This is a genomic window from Ruegeria arenilitoris, assembly GCF_013030985.1.
GTDB lineage: Bacteria > Pseudomonadota > Alphaproteobacteria > Rhodobacterales > Rhodobacteraceae > Ruegeria > Ruegeria arenilitoris_B.
In genome coordinates this window covers 124,992-142,443 of the sequence record NZ_WPYP01000011.1, presented here as the reverse complement: position 1 = coordinate 142,443, position 17,452 = coordinate 124,992, and the positions used below count along the sequence as shown (strand labels likewise).

At 61.1% G+C, this 17,452-nt stretch carries 16 protein-coding genes; 6 read left to right on the top strand and 10 right to left on the bottom strand.

The genetic code is table 11. The features are described from left to right. Positions 1-102: 102 nt before the first annotated feature. Positions 103-1,935 carry a dihydroxy-acid dehydratase gene (ilvD, locus tag GOX88_RS19830; protein WP_170405972.1) on the bottom strand — a complete coding sequence of 611 codons (1,833 nt, stop codon included), beginning with the start codon at positions 1,933-1,935 and terminating at the stop codon, positions 103-105. A gap of 107 nt (positions 1,936-2,042) precedes the next feature. On the opposite strand from ilvD, the gene GOX88_RS19825 reads away from it, so the two are divergent. The 4 genes from GOX88_RS19825 (at position 2,043) to GOX88_RS19810 (ending at position 5,025) form a co-directional block, all read left to right on the top strand. After that, positions 2,043-2,606, top strand: a complete 564-nt coding sequence (locus GOX88_RS19825) for a helix-turn-helix domain-containing protein (RefSeq protein ID WP_170405969.1) — start codon at positions 2,043-2,045, stop codon at positions 2,604-2,606. Between the two features lie 29 nt (positions 2,607-2,635). Next, positions 2,636-2,905, top strand: coding sequence for a CBU_0592 family membrane protein (locus GOX88_RS19820; RefSeq protein WP_170405966.1), 270 nt, complete (start codon positions 2,636-2,638; stop codon positions 2,903-2,905). An 81-nt stretch (positions 2,906-2,986) separates the two neighbouring features. Beyond that, positions 2,987-3,841 carry a 3-mercaptopyruvate sulfurtransferase gene (sseA, locus tag GOX88_RS19815; protein WP_170405963.1) on the top strand — a complete coding sequence of 285 codons (855 nt, stop codon included), beginning with the start codon at positions 2,987-2,989 and terminating at the stop codon, positions 3,839-3,841. Further along, on the top strand, positions 3,841-5,025 hold the full coding sequence (locus GOX88_RS19810) for an aromatic amino acid transaminase (RefSeq protein WP_170405961.1): 1,185 nt from the start codon (positions 3,841-3,843) through the stop codon (positions 5,023-5,025). The genes sseA and GOX88_RS19810 overlap by 1 nt, the downstream gene beginning before the upstream one ends. Positions 5,026-5,157: 132 nt before the next feature. Here GOX88_RS19810 and GOX88_RS19805 read toward each other — a convergent pair whose 3' ends face one another. Beyond that, complete coding sequence (locus GOX88_RS19805; RefSeq protein WP_170405959.1) at positions 5,158-6,483, bottom strand: ammonium transporter; 1,326 nt, start codon at positions 6,481-6,483, stop codon at positions 5,158-5,160. A 34-nt stretch (positions 6,484-6,517) separates the two neighbouring features. Beyond that, the gene (locus GOX88_RS19800; RefSeq protein ID WP_170405956.1) at positions 6,518-6,856 is read right to left on the bottom strand and encodes a P-II family nitrogen regulator; all 339 of its coding nucleotides are present in this window, start codon (positions 6,854-6,856) and stop codon (positions 6,518-6,520) included. A gap of 259 nt (positions 6,857-7,115) precedes the next feature. On the opposite strand from GOX88_RS19800, the gene GOX88_RS19795 reads away from it, so the two are divergent. After that, positions 7,116-9,302 (top strand): transglycosylase domain-containing protein, encoded by a 2,187-nt coding sequence (locus GOX88_RS19795; RefSeq protein WP_170405952.1) that lies wholly within the window; start codon positions 7,116-7,118, stop codon positions 9,300-9,302. 58 nt (positions 9,303-9,360) lie between these two features. Here GOX88_RS19795 and leuB read toward each other — a convergent pair whose 3' ends face one another. Both leuB and GOX88_RS19785 read right to left on the bottom strand, forming a co-directional pair. After that, positions 9,361-10,464, bottom strand: coding sequence for a 3-isopropylmalate dehydrogenase (gene leuB, locus GOX88_RS19790; protein ID WP_170405949.1), 1,104 nt, complete (start codon positions 10,462-10,464; stop codon positions 9,361-9,363). A gap of 132 nt (positions 10,465-10,596) precedes the next feature. Next, a complete protein-coding gene (locus GOX88_RS19785; RefSeq protein ID WP_170405946.1) occupies positions 10,597-11,490 on the bottom strand; it encodes a LysR family transcriptional regulator in 894 nt (297 codons plus the stop codon). Positions 11,491-11,573: 83 nt separating this feature from the next. On the opposite strand from GOX88_RS19785, the gene GOX88_RS19780 reads away from it, so the two are divergent. Beyond that, the gene (locus GOX88_RS19780; protein WP_170405943.1) at positions 11,574-12,464 is read left to right on the top strand and encodes a sugar nucleotide-binding protein; all 891 of its coding nucleotides are present in this window, start codon (positions 11,574-11,576) and stop codon (positions 12,462-12,464) included. 6 nt (positions 12,465-12,470) lie between these two features. Here GOX88_RS19780 and GOX88_RS19775 read toward each other — a convergent pair whose 3' ends face one another. From GOX88_RS19775 to leuC, 5 genes are all read right to left on the bottom strand, one after another. Then, a complete protein-coding gene (locus tag GOX88_RS19775; protein WP_170405940.1) occupies positions 12,471-13,499 on the bottom strand; it encodes an endonuclease/exonuclease/phosphatase family protein in 1,029 nt (342 codons plus the stop codon). Then, complete coding sequence (locus tag GOX88_RS19770; protein WP_174826192.1) at positions 13,496-14,275, bottom strand: hypothetical protein; 780 nt, start codon at positions 14,273-14,275, stop codon at positions 13,496-13,498. The genes GOX88_RS19775 and GOX88_RS19770 overlap by 4 nt, the downstream gene beginning before the upstream one ends. 410 nt (positions 14,276-14,685) lie before the next feature. Further along, positions 14,686-15,291, bottom strand: a complete 606-nt coding sequence (gene leuD / locus GOX88_RS19765; RefSeq protein ID WP_170405934.1) for a 3-isopropylmalate dehydratase small subunit — start codon at positions 15,289-15,291, stop codon at positions 14,686-14,688. A gap of 42 nt (positions 15,292-15,333) precedes the next feature. Further along, on the bottom strand, positions 15,334-15,888 hold the full coding sequence (locus GOX88_RS19760) for an HdeD family acid-resistance protein (RefSeq protein ID WP_170405931.1): 555 nt from the start codon (positions 15,886-15,888) through the stop codon (positions 15,334-15,336). A 37-nt stretch (positions 15,889-15,925) separates the two neighbouring features. Continuing rightward, positions 15,926-17,329: a 3-isopropylmalate dehydratase large subunit gene (gene leuC / locus GOX88_RS19755; RefSeq protein WP_170405928.1), complete on the bottom strand. Its 1,404-nt coding sequence runs from the start codon at positions 17,327-17,329 to the stop codon at positions 15,926-15,928. Positions 17,330-17,452: the final 123 nt, after the last annotated feature.

Sequence of the window (17,452 nt, the reverse complement as noted above, 5' to 3'; positions counted from 1 at the left end):
AAGGCCGAACGTGGCATCGGCGTAGCCGATGGTGCGTTTCGGGCGCGGGAGCCTATCCAGGTTGGAAGGAACCGACCCCAATCAGGGACCGGTTATTATCGATCAGACCTGACGCACGGCGCCTTTGGCGGCACTGGTGGTCAGCTTGGCATAGGCCTTGAGCGCCGTGGATACCTTGCGTTTGCGCGGCTCGGCTGGTTCCCAGCCTTTTTCGTCCTGCTCTTCCCGCCGCGCCGCCAGTTCTTCGTCGGAAACGGCCAGATGAATTGAACGGTTAGGGATGTCGATCTCGATCTTGTCACCCTGGCGCACCAGTCCGATCTCACCACCCTCGGCGGCCTCTGGCGAGACGTGACCGATCGACAGACCCGAAGTACCGCCCGAGAAACGACCGTCGGTCAACAGGGCGCAGGCTTTGCCCAAGCCTTTGGATTTCAGGTACGAGGTCGGGTACAGCATCTCTTGCATCCCCGGACCGCCGCGCGGCCCTTCGTAGCGGATGACGACCACGTCGCCCGCTTCGACCTTGCCGGTCAGGATGTCGTTCACCGCCTGATCCTGGCTTTCGCAGACATAGGCCGTGCCGGTGAAGGTCAGGCTGGCCGGGTCGACGCCGGCGGTTTTCACGATACAGCCGTCACGGGCGATATTGCCGAACAAAACCGCCAGACCACCGTCCTGACTGAAGGCGTGCTCCTTGCTGCGGATCACGCCGCCCTCGCGGTCGGTGTCCAGTTCCTTGTACCGGTTGGACTGGCTGAACGCTTGCGTGGTGCGGACGCCGCCGGGGGCGGCCTTGAACAACTCCTGCGCCTTCGGGTTGTTGGCGACCTTGATGTCCCAATTGGCAATCGCCTCACCCATGGTGCCGGAATGAACGGTGCTGCAATCCTCGTGCAGCAGGCCCGCCCGACCAAGCTCACCGAGGATCGAGAAGATGCCACCGGCGCGGTGGACGTCCTCCATGTGCACGTTTTCGGTGTTCGGCGCGACCTTGCACAGGCACGGCACCTTGCGGCTGAGGCGGTCCATGTCGGTCATGGTGAAGTGCACTTCGCCTTCATGCGCGATGGCCAGCAGGTGCAGCACGGTGTTGGTCGAACCACCCATGGCAATATCCAGGCTCATGGCGTTTTCGAACGCCTCGAACGTGGCGATCTCGCGCGGAAGGAAGCCTTTTTCGTTCAGGTCATAGTGGCGCTTGGTGATCTCGACGATGCGGCGACCGGCCTCAAGGAACAACTCTTTGCGGTCGGCGTGGGTGGCCAGAGTCGAACCGTTGCCGGGCAGCGCCAGACCCAGCGCCTCGGCCAGACAGTTCATCGAGTTTGCCGTGAACATGCCCGAGCACGACCCACAGGTGGGGCAGGCATTTTCCTCGATGTGCTTTACCTGCTCATCGGTATAGTGATCATCGGCGGCGGCGACCATCGCGTCGACGAGGTCGATTTTCTTGACGTCCAGATCCTCGATGTCGATCTTCCCGGCCTCCATCGGCCCGCCCGAGACAAAGATTGCCGGGATGTTCAGGCGCATCGCGGCCATCAACATGCCCGGAGTGATCTTGTCGCAGTTCGAGATGCAGACCATCGCATCGGCACAATGCGCGTTGACCATGTATTCAACCGAATCCGCGATCACCTCGCGCGAGGGCAGCGAGTACAGCATCCCGTCATGGCCCATGGCGATGCCGTCATCTACCGCGATGGTGTTGAATTCCTTGGCCACACCACCCGCAGCTTCGACTTCACGCGCGACCATCTGGCCCAGATCCTTCAGGTGGACGTGGCCGGGGACGAACTGAGTGAACGAGTTGACGATGGCGATGATCGGCTTGCCGAAATCGCTCTCGGTCATGCCGGTGGCGCGCCACAGGCCGCGGGCACCGGCCATGTTGCGGCCATGGGTGGAGGTTCTGGATCGGTACATTGGCATGATGCTGTTTCCCTTTTGCCCCGGTTGCGATATGCGGGATATGTGCGTTATAGCGCACGTACCACATGTGCGCTATAACGCACAAGGGGATTCGAAAGACGATTGATATGGCACCGGAAGATATTACGCTGAAACTACGGGATGTACGGGCGGCCTCGGGGCTGAGCCTGTCCAAGGTGGCTGAAATGACCGGCGTCAGCAAAGCCATGCTGGGCCAGATCGAGCGCGGCGAATCCAGCCCAACTATCGTCACGCTGTGGAAGATCGCCAAAGGGTTCCAGCTGCCGCTCAGCGCGCTGATCGGACCGGCGGCGTTGCGAGATACGGCTACGCCGGACGTGTTCCGCACCGTGACGTTCCCCGGCAGTATCGAGGTCAAGATCGTCTTTCCCTTTGATCCCGCCCTGCGGGCTGAGACCTTTCACGTCGATCTTGCGCCGAACCAGAGCCACGAATCCGCTGCCCATGCCACCGGCGTGACCGAAGAGGTCTTTGTTCTGAACGGCTCGCTCGAGATTCTGCGCGATGGCGAATGGGTGCCGCTGCAGGCCGGGCAGGGGCTGCGGTTTGCGGCGGACCTGCCGCATGGCTATCGCGCCGGTGATCAGGGTGCCGCGTTTCTGAACATGCACCATTACGCGCAGCTTGATGCGCTGGCCGCGATCGGCTGAACGCGAATCTAATAACCCCGAGGAACGACATGGCCGCTATTCTTGAAACTCTGACGCTGGCGGATGCTGTCGGCTCGTTCGGTGCGCTGGTCGTTGTGGCTGCGTATTTCGCCACCCAGATGCGAATGATGAATTCGGACGATCTGGCGTTTCCGGTGCTGAACTTGGCGGGGTCCATCCTGATCGTCTATTCGTTGCTTCAGAACTTCAATCTGGCTTCGATGTTGATCGAATCCTTCTGGATTCTGATCAGCATGATCGGGATCGTTCAGTTTTTCCGCCTCAGGCGTGCGCGTTAGGCGGACGACGCCCCATCCAGCCTTGAACCCAAATGCGAGCACGTATAGGGACAAAACAAGCTCGCTTTTGGGGAGGCTTTGATGCAGGACGATCCGAAAACCCTCGTTTCAACCGAATGGCTTGCAGCCCACATCAAGGACCCGGATCTGCGGATTCTGGACGGGTCCTGGTATTTGCCGCAGCAGGGGCGGAACGCCAAGGCGGAATACGACGAAGCACATATTCCCGGCGCGCGGTTCTTTGACATCGACGAGATTTCTGACCGGCGGTCGGACCTGCCGCACATGGCACCCCCGGTCGAAAAGTTCATGTCGCGCCTGCGGGCGATGGGTGTGGGCGACGGCCATCAGGTTGTGGTTTATGACGGTGCCGGGCTGATGTCGGCGGCGCGGGTCTGGTGGCTGTTTCGCCTGATGGGCCAGGAAAACGTCGCCGTTCTGGACGGGGGCTTCCCCAAATGGCAGGCCGAGGGCCGCGAGATCGAGGATTTGCCCCCCGTCATCCGCGACCGTCACATGACGGTGCGCGTGCAGAACCATCTGGTGCGTGACGTGACACAGGTGTCGGCCGCAACCAAACTGGCTGATCATGAGATCATCGATGCCCGCTCGGCTGCCCGTTTCGCCGGAACCGAGACAGAGCCGCGTGAAGGCCTGCGTTCGGGCCATATTCCGGGCTCGCGCAATGTGCCCTTTGGCAACCTGTTGAACAAGAACGGCACCATGAAGTCGCCCGACGAATGCCGCGCCGTGTTCGAGGCCGCAGGCGTGGACCTGTCGAAACCCGCCATCACCTCTTGCGGGTCGGGCGTGACCGCTGCGATCCTCAGCCTGGCGCTGGAACGCTTGGGCAAGAAAGACCATTCGCTTTATGACGGCTCCTGGGCTGAATGGGGTGCCTTCCCGACCCTGCCCGTCGCAACCGGAGAGACCTGATGTTCGAGAACCTCAAACCGCAGCCCGCCGACAAGATTCTGGCGCTGATGCAGATGTACCGCGAAGACCCGCGCGATCAGAAGATCGATCTGGGTGTGGGTGTCTACAAGAATGCCGAGGGCGTGACCCCGGTGATGCGCGCGGTGAAAGCCGCCGAAAAGCGCATCTGGGAAGAGCAGGAGACCAAGGCCTATACCGGTCTGGCCGGTGATCCGGGCTATGCGGACGCGATGATCGGCCTGATCCTTGGCACTTCGGTTCCGCGTGGCAACATTGCCGCCGTGGCGACCCCCGGCGGCACCGGCGCGTGTCGGCAAGCGTTCGAGATGATCCGTATGGCCAACCCCTCGGCGCGCGTCTTCGTGTCGAACCCGACCTGGCCGAACCATCTTTCGATCCTGAACTACCTGGGCATGGAGACGGTCCAATACCGCTATTTTGACGGCGAAACCCGTGGCGTCGATTTTGACGGCATGGTCGAAGACCTGAAAACCGCCAAGGCGGGCGACGTGGTTCTGCTGCACGGTTGCTGCCACAACCCCACCGGCGCCAACCTGAACATGGTGCAGTGGCAAGAGGTCGTGAATATCATCAACGAGCTTGGCCTCGTGGCGATGATCGACATTGCATATCAGGGCTTTGGCGACGGTCTGGAAGAGGACGCACAAGCGACCCGTCTGGTGGCGTCGTCGGTAAAACGCTGCCTGATTGCGGCGTCCTGCTCGAAGAACTTCGGCGTTTACCGTGAACGCACCGGTCTGCTGATGGCGATCAGCGATGACGCGGCGCAAACGGCTCTGAATCAGGCGACTCTGGCGTTTCTGAACCGCCAGAACTATTCCTTCCCGCCCGATCACGGCGCGCGGGTTGTGACCACGATCCTGACCGACGACGCCCTGCGTGCCGACTGGAAAGCTGAGCTGGAAGAGATCCGCCTGTCCATGCTGGGTCTGCGCCAGCAGTTGGCCGATGACCTGCAGCGCCTGACCGGCTCGGACCGCTTTGGCTTTGTCGCGCAGCACCGCGGCATGTTCTCGCGTCTGGGTGCGGCGCCGGAACTGGTCGAGAAACTGCGTGCCGATCACGGTATCTACATGGTCGGCGACAGCCGCCTGAACATCGCCGGTCTGAACGCCACGACCGTGCCGATCCTTGCGCAAGCGATTGTCGACGTCGGCGTCTGAGCCAACCAACCGAAATTGACAAAAGCCGCGCTGACCAGCGCGGCTTTTTTGCTTTCTGGCCCTATCCAGAAGACGCTGCCCAAACAAAAAGCCGGGCGCGAACGCCCGGCCTTCGAGTGGTTAACTCAGGTTTTAGCCCTTGGAGAACTCGGGGTAGGCTTCCATACCCAACTCGCCCATATCCAGGCCGTTGATCTCTTCTTCTTCGCCAACCCGCAGACCAACAGTTGCCTTGAGGATTGAGAAGAGGATGAAGCTGACCACAAAGACGAAGATACCGATGGCCGCGAAGCCGATGATCTGGGTCACAAAGGACGCGTCACCGTTGGTCCAGGCCACGATGAAAGTGCCCCAGAAGCCGGCTATCAGGTGAACCGGGATGGCGCCGACAACGTCGTCGATCTTCATCTTGTCCAGCATCGGGACGGTGAGAACAACGATCACGCCACCAACTGCACCGATGATCAGCGCCTGGAACAGCGACGGGGCCAGCGGTTCAGCGGTGATCGACACCAGACCGGCCAGCGCGCCGTTCAGCACCATGGTCAGGTCGACCTTGCCAAACATGACCTGCGTCAGGATCAGCGCGGCGACGGCACCGGCAGCAGCAGCCATGTTGGTGTTGGCAAAAATGCGGCTGATGTCTGCGATGTCACCGATGGTGCCCATTGCCAGCTGCGAACCGCCGTTGAAGCCGAACCAACCCAGCCACAGGATGAACGTACCCAAGGTTGCCAGCGCCAGGTTCGAACCGGGGATTGGAACCACTTTGCCGTCCTTGTTGTACTTGCCGATCCGCGGGCCCAGCACGATGGCACCTGCCAACGCTGCGAAACCACCTGCGGCGTGCACCAGGGTCGAGCCTGCGAAGTCGCTGAAGCCCATCTCGGACAACCAGCCGCCGCCCCACTGCCAGGACGCTTCGATCGGGTAGATGATGCCGGTCAGGACGATCACGAAGGCAAAGAAGGGCCACAGCTTGATCCGCTCGGCCACGGTGCCTGACACGATCGAGGCGGTGGTGGCGCAGAACATCAGCTGGAAGAAGAAGTCCGAGCCAACGGTGGCATAGGACAGGTCGGCATTCACGCCGTCCAGGCCCACGGCCTCTAGCGATGCAGGGGAGATTGCGCCCAGAACGCCGGGGATCATCCAGCCATCGCCGGGATACATCAGGCCATAGCCGACCAGCCAGTACATGATGGCGGCGAACGAAAACAGGCCCATGTTCTTGACCAGCTGCATGGCGACGTTCTTCGAGCGCACCAGACCGGCCTCGAGCATGGCAAAGCCCGCGGCCATCCAGAACACCAGGAAACCGCCAACCAGGAACAGCAGCGAAGTCAGGATAAATTGCGTGTGTTGCGCGGTCTCGCCACCGGCGGCCTCTTGCGCAAGACCCATCTGCGGCAGCGCGACGATCGCGGCGGCAGGGATGAGAGATTTCATCAGATTCATTGTCAGTCCTCGAATGATTGTGAGTGGCGGCGCCTTACAGCGCCTCTTCGTTCGTTTCCCCGGTCCGCACGCGCAGGGCCTGCTCGACATCGAGGACGAAAATCTTGCCGTCACCGATCTTGCCGGTCTTGGCGGTATTGGTGATGGTGTCGACGATCTGATCGACCATCGTAGCTGGGACTACGATTTCCAGTTTGATCTTGGGTACGAAATTCACGGCGTATTCGGCGCCGCGATAAATCTCCGTGTGACCGGATTGCGAGCCGAAGCCCTTGATTTCGGTCACCATCATGCCGCGCACACCTGCCTCGGTCAGTGCCTCGCGCACCTCCTCGAGCTTGAACGGCTTGATTGTCGCAATGATCAGTTTCACGTTATTCCCCTCTGCTTCCCCGGTCTGTCCGGCTTGTTTGCACCTGCAGAAAAAAAGCGCACCTTCGCGTGGTAAGGAACGGTCCGGGTGATGAAGTGCTGGGGAAATTAGCGGCAGATCGCACAATTTTTGCACATAATACGGTGAATGATTAAAAAATAGGCGGACTAAGGAGGGCAGCTTCCTGAATTTCCGCCCTCTACTTCACCGGTGTGTCAGGGTATGGTGCCTCAAAATGATAACCGGGCAGAGTTTGAGCATGACTGAGTCCAGGCGCCGAAAGACACCGTTGGTCGCGGACAAGAGATACTCGTCGAAAGGGCGCAAGCCCACGGCGACCAAGCGGGCTGCGAAGCCCGCGGGAAAGAAGGCGACCGCGCGCAAGACGACAACCCGCAAGACCGTCCGGAAGAAGACCCGCAAGAAACCCGGCGGCGGAGGCGGCGGGTTCTTCCGTCGGCTGTTCCGCTGGATTTGGCGGTTGATCTGGGGGGTTACGTGGCGCGTGGGTGCTGTGGCCGGGTTGCTGCTGGCGCTGGCGGTGGGGGTTGTCTACACCTCGCTGCCTGACGTGGATGCCTTGCTGGATGGCCGGGCGCGGGGCTCGGTCACGTTGCTGGACCGCGATGGCAAAGTCTTTGCCTGGCGCGGGGACCAGTTCGGCGGGGTGATCACCGCCGATACCGTCTCACCCCATCTGAAAAACGCCGTGGTCGCCACCGAGGACAAGCGATTCTATCGCCATTTCGGTGTCAGCCCCCGGGGTGTCGCCAGTGCGGTCCGAATCAACCTCAGCGAAGGGCGCGGGCCACTTTCGGGCCATGGTGGCTCGACCATTACGCAACAAACCGCCAAGCTGTTGTGTCTGGGCGTGCCTTACGTGCCCAGCGAGTGGGAGTCCGAGGCCGCCTATGAGGCCGATTGCCGTCAGGGGTCGCTGTGGCGCAAGGCCAAGGAAGCGGTCTATGCGATGGCGATGGAGGTGAAATACTCCAAGGATGAAATCCTCACCATCTATCTGAACCGCGCCTTCCTTGGGGCTGGTGCCCGCGGGTTCGAGGCGGCAAGTCAGCGTTACTTTGGCATTTCCGCCGCCGAGGTGAACCCGGCGCAAGCGGCGATGCTGGCCGGTCTGCTGGTCGCGCCGACGCGCTATGCGCCCACCAACAACCTGCAACGTTCACAAGACCGGGCGAAGCTGGTGATCGGGCTAATGGAGGCGCAGGGATATCTGACCACCGCGCAGGCCAGCAGTGCCCGCAGCAGCCCGGCGCAACTGTCCGAGGCCGCTGCGGCGCGGGCGGGCGGCTATTTTGCCGATTGGGTGATCACCGAGCTGCCCAGTTATTTTGGCACCGACACCACGGATGATGTTGTGATCCGCACCACGCTGGACCAGCGCCTTCAGAAATCGGCGGAAGAGGCGTTGAAATACATCTTTCAGGAAAAGGTGCGCGAAGGCTCCAAGGCGCAGGCCGCGATTGTGGTGATGTCGGCGGATGGGGCGGTGCGGGCGATGGTCGGCGGACGCAAGACACGCGTGTCGGGGGCGTTCAACCGGGCCACGCAGGCTCTGCGCCAGACCGGGTCGTCCTTCAAGCCATTTGTCTATGCCACGGCGCTGGAGCTTGGCTATTCGCCGCTGGATACAGTGGTGGACGAACCCTATTGCGTCAACATTCCCGGCTCGGGTCAGTGGTGCCCCAAGAACTATACCAACAAGTTCTATGGCCGGGTGACATTGGCGGATGCGCTGAAGAACTCGCTAAACATCCCGGCGGTGAAAGTGGCCGAGGTGGCCGGGCTGGAAAACGTGCGCACCGTGGCCAGCGAGTTCGGCATCGAAAGCAACCTGGCCGAAGGTCCGGCGCTGGCGCTGGGCGCCTCGGAAAGCACGCTGATCGAGATGACCGGGGCCTATGCAGGTATCCTGAACGGGGGTTCTGCTGTGGAGCCCTATGGCCTGTCCGAATTGAAACTGCTGGGTGACGATACACCGATGATGGTGACCAGCTCGGGCATTGGTGAGCGGGTGATCAACGACAAGGCCGCCAAGCAGCTGACATGGATGATGGAGCGCGTGGTGTCCGAAGGCACCGGCGGGCGGGCCAAGCTGCCGGGTTGGCAGGTGGCGGGAAAGACCGGCACCACTCAGGCGGCGCGGGATGCGTGGTTCATCGGGTTTACTGCAGATTATGTGGCAGGTGTCTGGATGGGCTATGACGACAACACGCCGCTGTCGGGGGTGACTGGCGGTGGCTTGCCTGCGGAAATCTGGAAAGAAACCATGCTGCGGGTGACCGAAGGCATGACGCCAACACCGCTGCCGATGCTGGCCCCCGATCCGCCGGTGCGGACGGCGCAGCCAAAACAACAGCGCCGCAAACAACAGACCGGTCTGGACAGGGCTATCAACAACTTGCTGAACAATATCTTCGGCAATTGAGGTGAAAAAAAAGGCGGTGCACCGGGCACCGCCTTTTACTTTGGAATGTCAGACCTGATCAGAGGCTTTCGTCCAGAGCTGCCAGAATCGCGTCACCCATTTCGGTGGTCGAGACCGGCTGAACGCCTTCTTCGGCCAGCAGATCGCCGGTGCGTACGCCATCGGCCAGAACCTTCTCGATCGCGGCTTCCAGGCGGTCGGCCTCGGCGCCCTGATCAAAGCTGTAGCGCAGCGCCATGGCGAAGCTGAGGATACACGCGATCGGGTTGGCCTTGCCCTGACCGGCGATATCCGGGGCCGAACCGTGGACCGGTTCGTACATCGCCTTGGGACGGCCATTGGCCATCGGAGCGCCCAGAGATGCCGATGGCAGCATGCCCAGCGAACCGGTCAGCATCGCGGCACAGTCCGACAGGATGTCGCCGAACAGGTTGTCGGTGACGATAACGTCGAACTGCTTGGGTGCGCGCACCAGCTGCATTGCACCGTTGTCGGCATACATATGGGTCACTTCGACTTCGGGATAGTCCTTGGCCACACGGTCCACGACCTCGCGCCACAGGATACCGGCCTCCATCACGTTGGCCTTTTCCATCGAGCACAGCTTCTTGTTCCGGCGCATTGCCAGTTCAAAAGCCGAACGCGCGGCGCGTTCGATCTCGGATTCGGTGTAACGCTGGGTGTTGATGCCGACGCGTTCGTTGCCTTCTTCGAAGATACCGCGCGGCTCGCCGAAATAGACGCCCGAGGTCAGCTCGCGCACGATCATGATATCCAGACCGGCGACGATGTCTTTTTTCAGCGACGAGAAATCCGCCAGCGCGTCAAAGCACTGCGCCGGGCGCAGGTTGGAATACAGGTCCATTTCCTTGCGCAGGCGCAGCAGGCCGCGCTCGGGCTTTACACCAAAGTCCAGATCGTCGTATTTCGGGCCACCCACGGCGCCCAGCAGAACCGCGTCCACTTCTTGCGCCTTGGCCATGGTCTCGTCCGACAGGGGCTTGCCATGCGCGTCATAGGCGGCGCCGCCGACCAGATCCTCGCTCACGTCGAATTCCAGGCCGCGGTTCGCACCGAACCAGTCGATTACGCGGCGCACTTCGGCCATGACTTCGGGGCCAATTCCGTCTCCGGGCAGGATGAGGAGCGAGGGGTTGGACATGAAGGATCTCCTTGCGTTTCGTCGCATTGGCCCTAGCGCCTGCGCCGCATCGGGTCAATGAGACGAACCGGTCTTTGTGGGTCGGAAATCCGGTTTCCGGGCCGAAACCGCCGCCCAACCTGCGCTTTGCGGTCAAAGACTGGCCTTCAACCCCTCGGCCAGCAGGTCCCAGACGCGTCGGATTCGGGGCGTCTGGCGCATCGCCTGCGGGGCGGCCAGCCAGACGGGAAGCGGCTCAATATCGACATCCAGATCCAGCACTTCGACATCCGGGTCGGCCTCGGCCACCTGTACCTGTGAAAAGCCGATGCCGCACCCGGCCCGGACCAGCTGCCAATAGGCGCTTTGCAGGTCGCATCTGGTGGCAAAACTGTTTTTGCTGGCGGGCCAGCCCCGTTGCTGCATCTTTTTGATAATCTGCTCATTGGCGTCAAAGCCGACCAGATCGTGATTGAACAGGTCCTCGGGGTTTTGGGGCCGTCCGGCCCGATCCAGATAGGCCCGGGCGGCGCAAAAGCACAGGTTCACATCCCCAAGATAGCGCGAAATGATGTCCATCTGCGCGGGGCGGTACATACGCACGGCGATATCAGCCTCACGATACAGCAGGTTCTCGGTGGTGTCCGTGGCCACCAGTTCAAGCTGGATCGCCGGTTCCAAAGCGCGGATCTGCGCCAGAATCGGCGGCAGCAGATGGTGCGAGGCAAAGACCGAGGCGGTGATACGCACCGACCCCTCCAACTGCTGCGACTGCCCCGCGGCTGCCAGGCTGAACGATGTCATGGCCGTATGCATCTGCTGCGCCATCGGCAACAGTTGCGTGCCCACCTCGCTGAGTTTCAGGCCGCGCGCGTGACGGTCGAACAGGGACACGCCCAGCTCATCCTCAAGTGCGTGGATCTGGCGGCCCAGCGTGGGCTGGCTGCGGTCCAACTGTCGCGCCGCCGCCGACAGCGAGCCGGTTTCGGCCACGGCCAGAAAGCTTTGAATTAGGGACCAATCGGCATGGGTGAGTGATTTATCCATTCATAAATGAATACACGTTCTGCATTTCCCGGCAATTGCCCGATTGAATTGAATTGGTAATTTTGATTTGAAAGGAGTTTCCCATGACCCAATCCGTTCTCATTTTAGGTGCAACCGGCCGTTTTGGACGAAACGCCATGGCTGCGTTTCGAAACGCGGGGTGGGTCGTTCGCACCTTTGACCGCACCACCGAAAGGCTGGAGCAGGCCGCGCAAGGCGCGGATGCGATCGTAAACGCCTGGAACCCGCCCTATCCGGATTGGCAGGCACAGGTGCCAGAACTGACCCGGCAGGTCATTTCGGTTGCGCGGGACACAGGAGCGACGGTCATCATCCCAGGCAATGTCTATGTCTTTGGGGCCGATTCACCGGGGCCGTGGTCAACGGCCACGCCACATCTGGCCCAAAACCCTCTGGGCCGGATTCGGATCGAGATGGAGGAAGCCTATCGCGCCTCATCCGTGCGCACGATCATCCTGCGGGCCGGGGATTTTCTTGACACATGCGCATCGGGGAACTGGTTCGATCAGGTCATGATCAAACCTTTGGCGCGGGGGCGGTTCATCTATCCCGGAAACCCCGACATCGCCCATGCCTGGGCCTATCTGCCCGACCTTGCGCGTGCGGCGGTTGCCCTTGCCGAAATGCGCAAGAGGCTGCCCCGTTTTTGCGACGTGCCTTACGAGGGGTACACAGTGACCGGCTCTGAAATGGCGCAGGCGTTGTCTCGGGTCACCGGTCGGCCTGTGTCTGTGCAATCGATGAACTGGCTGCCGATTCAGCTTGCCCGCCCTTTCTGGCGGATGGCACCTCATTTGCTTGAGATGCGGTATCTGTGGAATACGCCGCACAGTCTGGAGGATGGGTTTTTCCGCGATCTGGTCGGATATTTTCAGCGTACGGATCTGGACGCCGCGCTGAAACGGGCGATCCCCGGCGCACTGCGATCAGATGGGGTTCTGGCCCACGCCTGATCGCCGCTAGGGCGCGGTCACGTCAACCCAGACCAGACGGTGCCTGCTGGCTTGTTCGGCCGCCGCGCGTTCAGGCGAATCTGGTTCGGGCCAGAACACGCCCGAGCCTGTGACGTGCAGACCGGCTGACGGCAGCACGTAGTCCACCCGCATCTCTCCCACCGCTTTCCATTCCACGGTGTTCAGCGCGCCCGACACGTCAGCGGGCCGAGGGTCTTGCAAGCGGGGGTCCGCCAACAGCGCTTGGATCGCCTCTTTGCGGCCCTCTCCCTGTTCGGGGTCCAGATTGGCATCTCCGGCGATCACGAACGGGCCGTCGAGAGGATGCCCCAGTTTGCCGTCCAGTACCGCGGACCAGAGGCGGATTTCGTCGCGGTTGCGCAGCCCGTTGCGGTCTTCGGGGCCGTCAAACACCGGTGGGGCGGCGTGGAAGGTCATCAGGTCCACCATACCGAGGGGCGTGTCGACCGGCACGATCCAGTGGGCCACGGCAGACAGGCGCTGAATGCTCTGCGCCTCTTCCGAGGGGAAAGGATCGTTTTCCGTAACCGGCATCTGCGCGCCGGGCAGGTCGCGCCACAGCAAATCGGTGAATGCCTGCACGTCATTCGCGCGGATCGGATAGCGCGACAGCACCGCAAGCCCGCCCTGACCAGTGAACCGGCCCCATCCCTGCGCGTCTGCCGGGCCATGCGTCCGGCCATCTCCGTTCAGGTCCAAAGAGGTTTCAAGCCCGGCATTGGGCTGCGCGGCAAAGTAATGGGGATAATCCAACCCCGCGGCGCGCAGCTGTTTGGTCAACGCGTTCAGGGCATCTGCGTTCAGGTCCCAGTCGATGCTCTGCAGAGCGAGGATGTCCGGCTGCGTGGCCACCAGTACCTCGACCACTGCACGCACCTGCGGATCACCGCGCCGGATGTCCCGCAGCAGCAAGCCCGGCCCATCTCGGCTAAGCTCTGTATTGTAGGTGGCAATGCGTACTGTCTGCGCCTGCGCCATCACGGGCAATAGCAGCAGCAGAAGGATGCGGATCATGCAGCCTGCGTGGACTCGGCGGTGGAGTAGGCGCGGCGCTTTTCGACGATCAGATTGGCGATACGCAGGGTTGCCATACCGCGCATGATCATGCTGGCGGGTAGGAAGGCCCAGGCGCTCAGGGTCCAGATCAGGGTCTGAGGGTTGCTCAGCGAGATCGGGTTGGCGTAATCGGTCAGCATCTTGATCAGCGCCGGGATTAAAAACGGCAGCAACACTCCGATCGAGATGTTCAGCCGTCCGTCCCGTTGCAGGCGGGTGACGACGTCGCCGCCCTTGGTCGGGTCGAACAGCGGCAGGTTGGTCCAGACGTTGAACGCGCCGTTGCCCGTCGGCCAGCCGCGCATCTTCACCGCATAGGCAAAGCTGCCGATGGTCACCAGTGCCGCGACATAAGCCACGCTGGCGGCAACGCGCACCAGTTCGATCAGCGGCGCGCTGGCATCTGCGGGCAGCATCAGCACCACCAGACGAACCGGGGAATAGGGGAAATCGACCACATTGGCGACGCCCAGACCCAGCGAGTAGAAAACAGCGGTCAGGCTGCTGGGCGCGTAGGCGTTCTTGCAGATCAGCGTCAGGAACATGATCATCGACATCAGCCCGACAAATCGCAGGCGGTTCACCGGCGGTGCGTCGCGGAATTCGATAAAGCTGGGAAAGGCCGAGTTGTATTCGGCAAAGGTCAGAAAGAATGCGAGAATGGCGAGAAAGACGACAATCTCGGTCCCATTCGTTGACGATACGGGCAGGTACAACGCGGGGGTCAGCACCATCAGTGCAACCAATAATCCCCGAATCGCCGCCCCTGTTGTGCGCGCAATCACTATCCGAACCCTTTCAAACTGGATTAGTCGATTCTTCGCCGACTTCGCTTCCAACTTGTGCCCGCCACTAATCGTTGTGGCGGATGTCTTGATTCACCAATGTTGAACTGGTGGGTGCCTGTACCCGCCACATTGGCGATAAGCGACATTTCGCTCAAGCCAAGGCGCAGAAAACACGTGATTTCGGGCAAAATGATGGCGCAACTGGTGCGGGATTGCATCATTTTTGACGCAAATCCGGCGTGTGTATCAATATGATACCTATATATTGTGGTTCCTGAATATACAGCCCCAAGAAAGCGAACGGGGCCGCCTTGGCGACCCCGTAAAGTTGTGCATTCCCGGATTCGTTTCCAGAATCACACCCAGGGACGGGCCTGGCTGGCGTGGTCCTCGAACTTGTCGATGTGATGGTCTTTTTCCATCGTCAGGCCGATATCGTCCAGACCGTTCAGCAGGCAGTGCTTGCGGTGCGGGTCGATGTCGAACGCGATCACGACGCCATCCGAAGTGGTGATCTGCTGATCTTCCAGATGCACGGTCATGCGGGCGTTTTCGCCCTTATGCGCGTCTTCCATCAGGATCGCGTGATGCTCTTCTTCGACCACGATCGGCAGGATGCCGTTCTTGAAGCAGTTGTTGAAGAAGATGTCGGCAAAGCTGGTCGAGATCACGACCTTGATGCCAAAATCCTTGATCGCCCAAGGCGCGTGTTCCCGCGACGAACCGCAGCCAAAGTTGTCGCCTGCGACCAGAATCTCGGTCTGGCGGTAGGCGGGCTTGTTCAGGATGAACTCTTCGTTCTCCTGCCCGTCATCGTGATAGCGCATCTCGTCAAACAGCACGACGCCCAGGCCGGACCGTTTGATGGTTTTCAGGTGTACTTTCGGGATGATCATATCGGTATCGATATTGATCAGCGGCATTGGGGCGGCCACCCCGTGGACTTTTTCAAACTTTTCCATGTTCACACTCCTGCGGGAGAGGGCCGACCCCTTGCCCCGCGTTTAAGCCTGTTTCGCTTCCGTTGTTTCGTCTTTGGGTGCGTTCTTGACGAAGAACGCCATGAAGACCAATCCGAACCCGTTGAACAGCATCTCGATGCCCAGGAAGATCCCCAGAATGCTCAGCAGCACCTGAGGGTCGCTTCCGACGTAGGTCCAGATGATCCCTGCGAGGATGATCGACAAGATGCCCGAGATCATCGTGGGCCAGAAAAACTGCGTTCCTTTCATCTGGAACGACAGAATGACCCGCGCGATGCCGCCTGCCATGAACAGGATCAACATCACCGTCGCAAGGGTCAGGGTTCCCTGTAGCGGGTGATCCAGAAAGGACCAGCCCAGAAACAGCATCACCGCACCCATGATGAGTGACAGAATCTTGTTGCCGGTGCCTTCAACCGTGAAGCCACCCACAAGTTGCAACGCGCCCGAGATCAGCAGCAACACACCGGTTACCACCGTCACGGCGACAGACGCCACAACTGGCGCGCCCAGTACAAAGATACCGAACGCGATAGACAGAAGCCCCAGCAGGAGCCATTTGACCCAGTCACTCATGTTTTCAATCCCTCAAATATCTAGATATGAGGGGACCTTACATCAATTCGCGGACGTCTGTCAGCCGTCCTGTGATTGCCGCTGCGGCAGCCATTGCCGGGCTCAGAAGGTGGGTCCGTCCACCGCGGCCCTGACGGCCTTCGAAGTTGCGGTTCGAGGTCGCGGCGCAGCGCTCGCCCGGCTGCAGCTGGTCGGGGTTCATCGCCAGACACATCGAGCATCCCGCCAGACGCCATTCGAAACCGGCCTCTTTGAAGATGTCCGCCAGCCCTTCTTCTTCGGCCTGAGCCCGCACAAGACCCGATCCCGGCACGACCATGGCGCGCAGACCGTCCTTGATCTTTTTGCCCTTCAGGATTTCAGCCGCGGCGCGCAGGTCTTCGATACGGCCGTTGGTGCACGAACCGATAAAGACGGTGTCGATTTCAACGTCGCTCAGCTTTTGACCGGCTTCCAGCCCCATGTATTCGATCGAACGGCGGGCCGCGTCGACCTTGCCGCCTTCGAAATCCTCGGGGTTGGGCACGGTTGCGGTGATCGGCAGAACGTCCTCGGGGCTGGTGCCCCATGTGACGACCGGTGCGATATCTTCGCCGCGCAGGGTGATGACCTTGTCGAAATGCGCGTCTTCGTCGGTATAGAGCGTTTTCCACCACGCCAGAGCCGCTTCCCACTGTGCGCCTTTCGGGGCGTGCGGGCGACCTTGGACATATTCATAGGTGGTTTCGTCCGGCGCGATCAGACCGGCGCGGGCGCCGCCTTCGATGGCCATGTTGCAGACGGTCATGCGGCCTTCCATCGACAGATCGCGGATCGCTTCGCCGCAATATTCGATGACGTAGCCGGTGCCGCCGGCGGTGCCGGTCTCGCCGATCACGGCCAGAGTGATGTCTTTGGCGGTCACGCCCGGCTGCAGTTTGCCGGTGATTTCCACCTTCATATTCTTGGATTTCTTCTGGATCAGCGTCTGGGTGGCCAGAACGTGTTCCACTTCGGACGTGCCGATGCCGTGGGCCAGCGCGCCAAACGCGCCGTGGGTGGCTGTGTGGCTGTCGCCGCAGACCACGGTCATGCCGGGAAGGGTCCAGCCCTGTTCCGGTCCGACAATATGGACGATGCCCTGACGCACGTCATGCACCGGGTAATAGTGAATGCCGAAATCCTTGGCGTTCTTGTCCAGCGCTTCGACCTGAATGCGCGATTCCGGGTTTTCGATCCCGTTCACACGATCCGGCGTTGTGGGAACGTTGTGATCCGGCACAGCGATGGTCTTCTCCGGCGCGCGCACCTTGCGGCCCGCCATGCGCAGGCCTTCGAACGCCTGCGGGCTGGTCACTTCGTGCACCAGATGGCGGTCGATATACAGCAGGCAGGTGCCATCATCGGCTTCGTGCGCGACATGGGCATCCCAGATCTTGTCATAGAGTGTTTTGGGGGACATCGGTCCTCTCCCGTATTTAAATGAGAAATAGCTGGCGAGTGGCTGGACGCCGCTTATAGGCGGGCCAGAACCGTGCGGGCGGCCCCAAAGAACCGTTCACGCAGGCGCGTGCGGTCTTGCAAC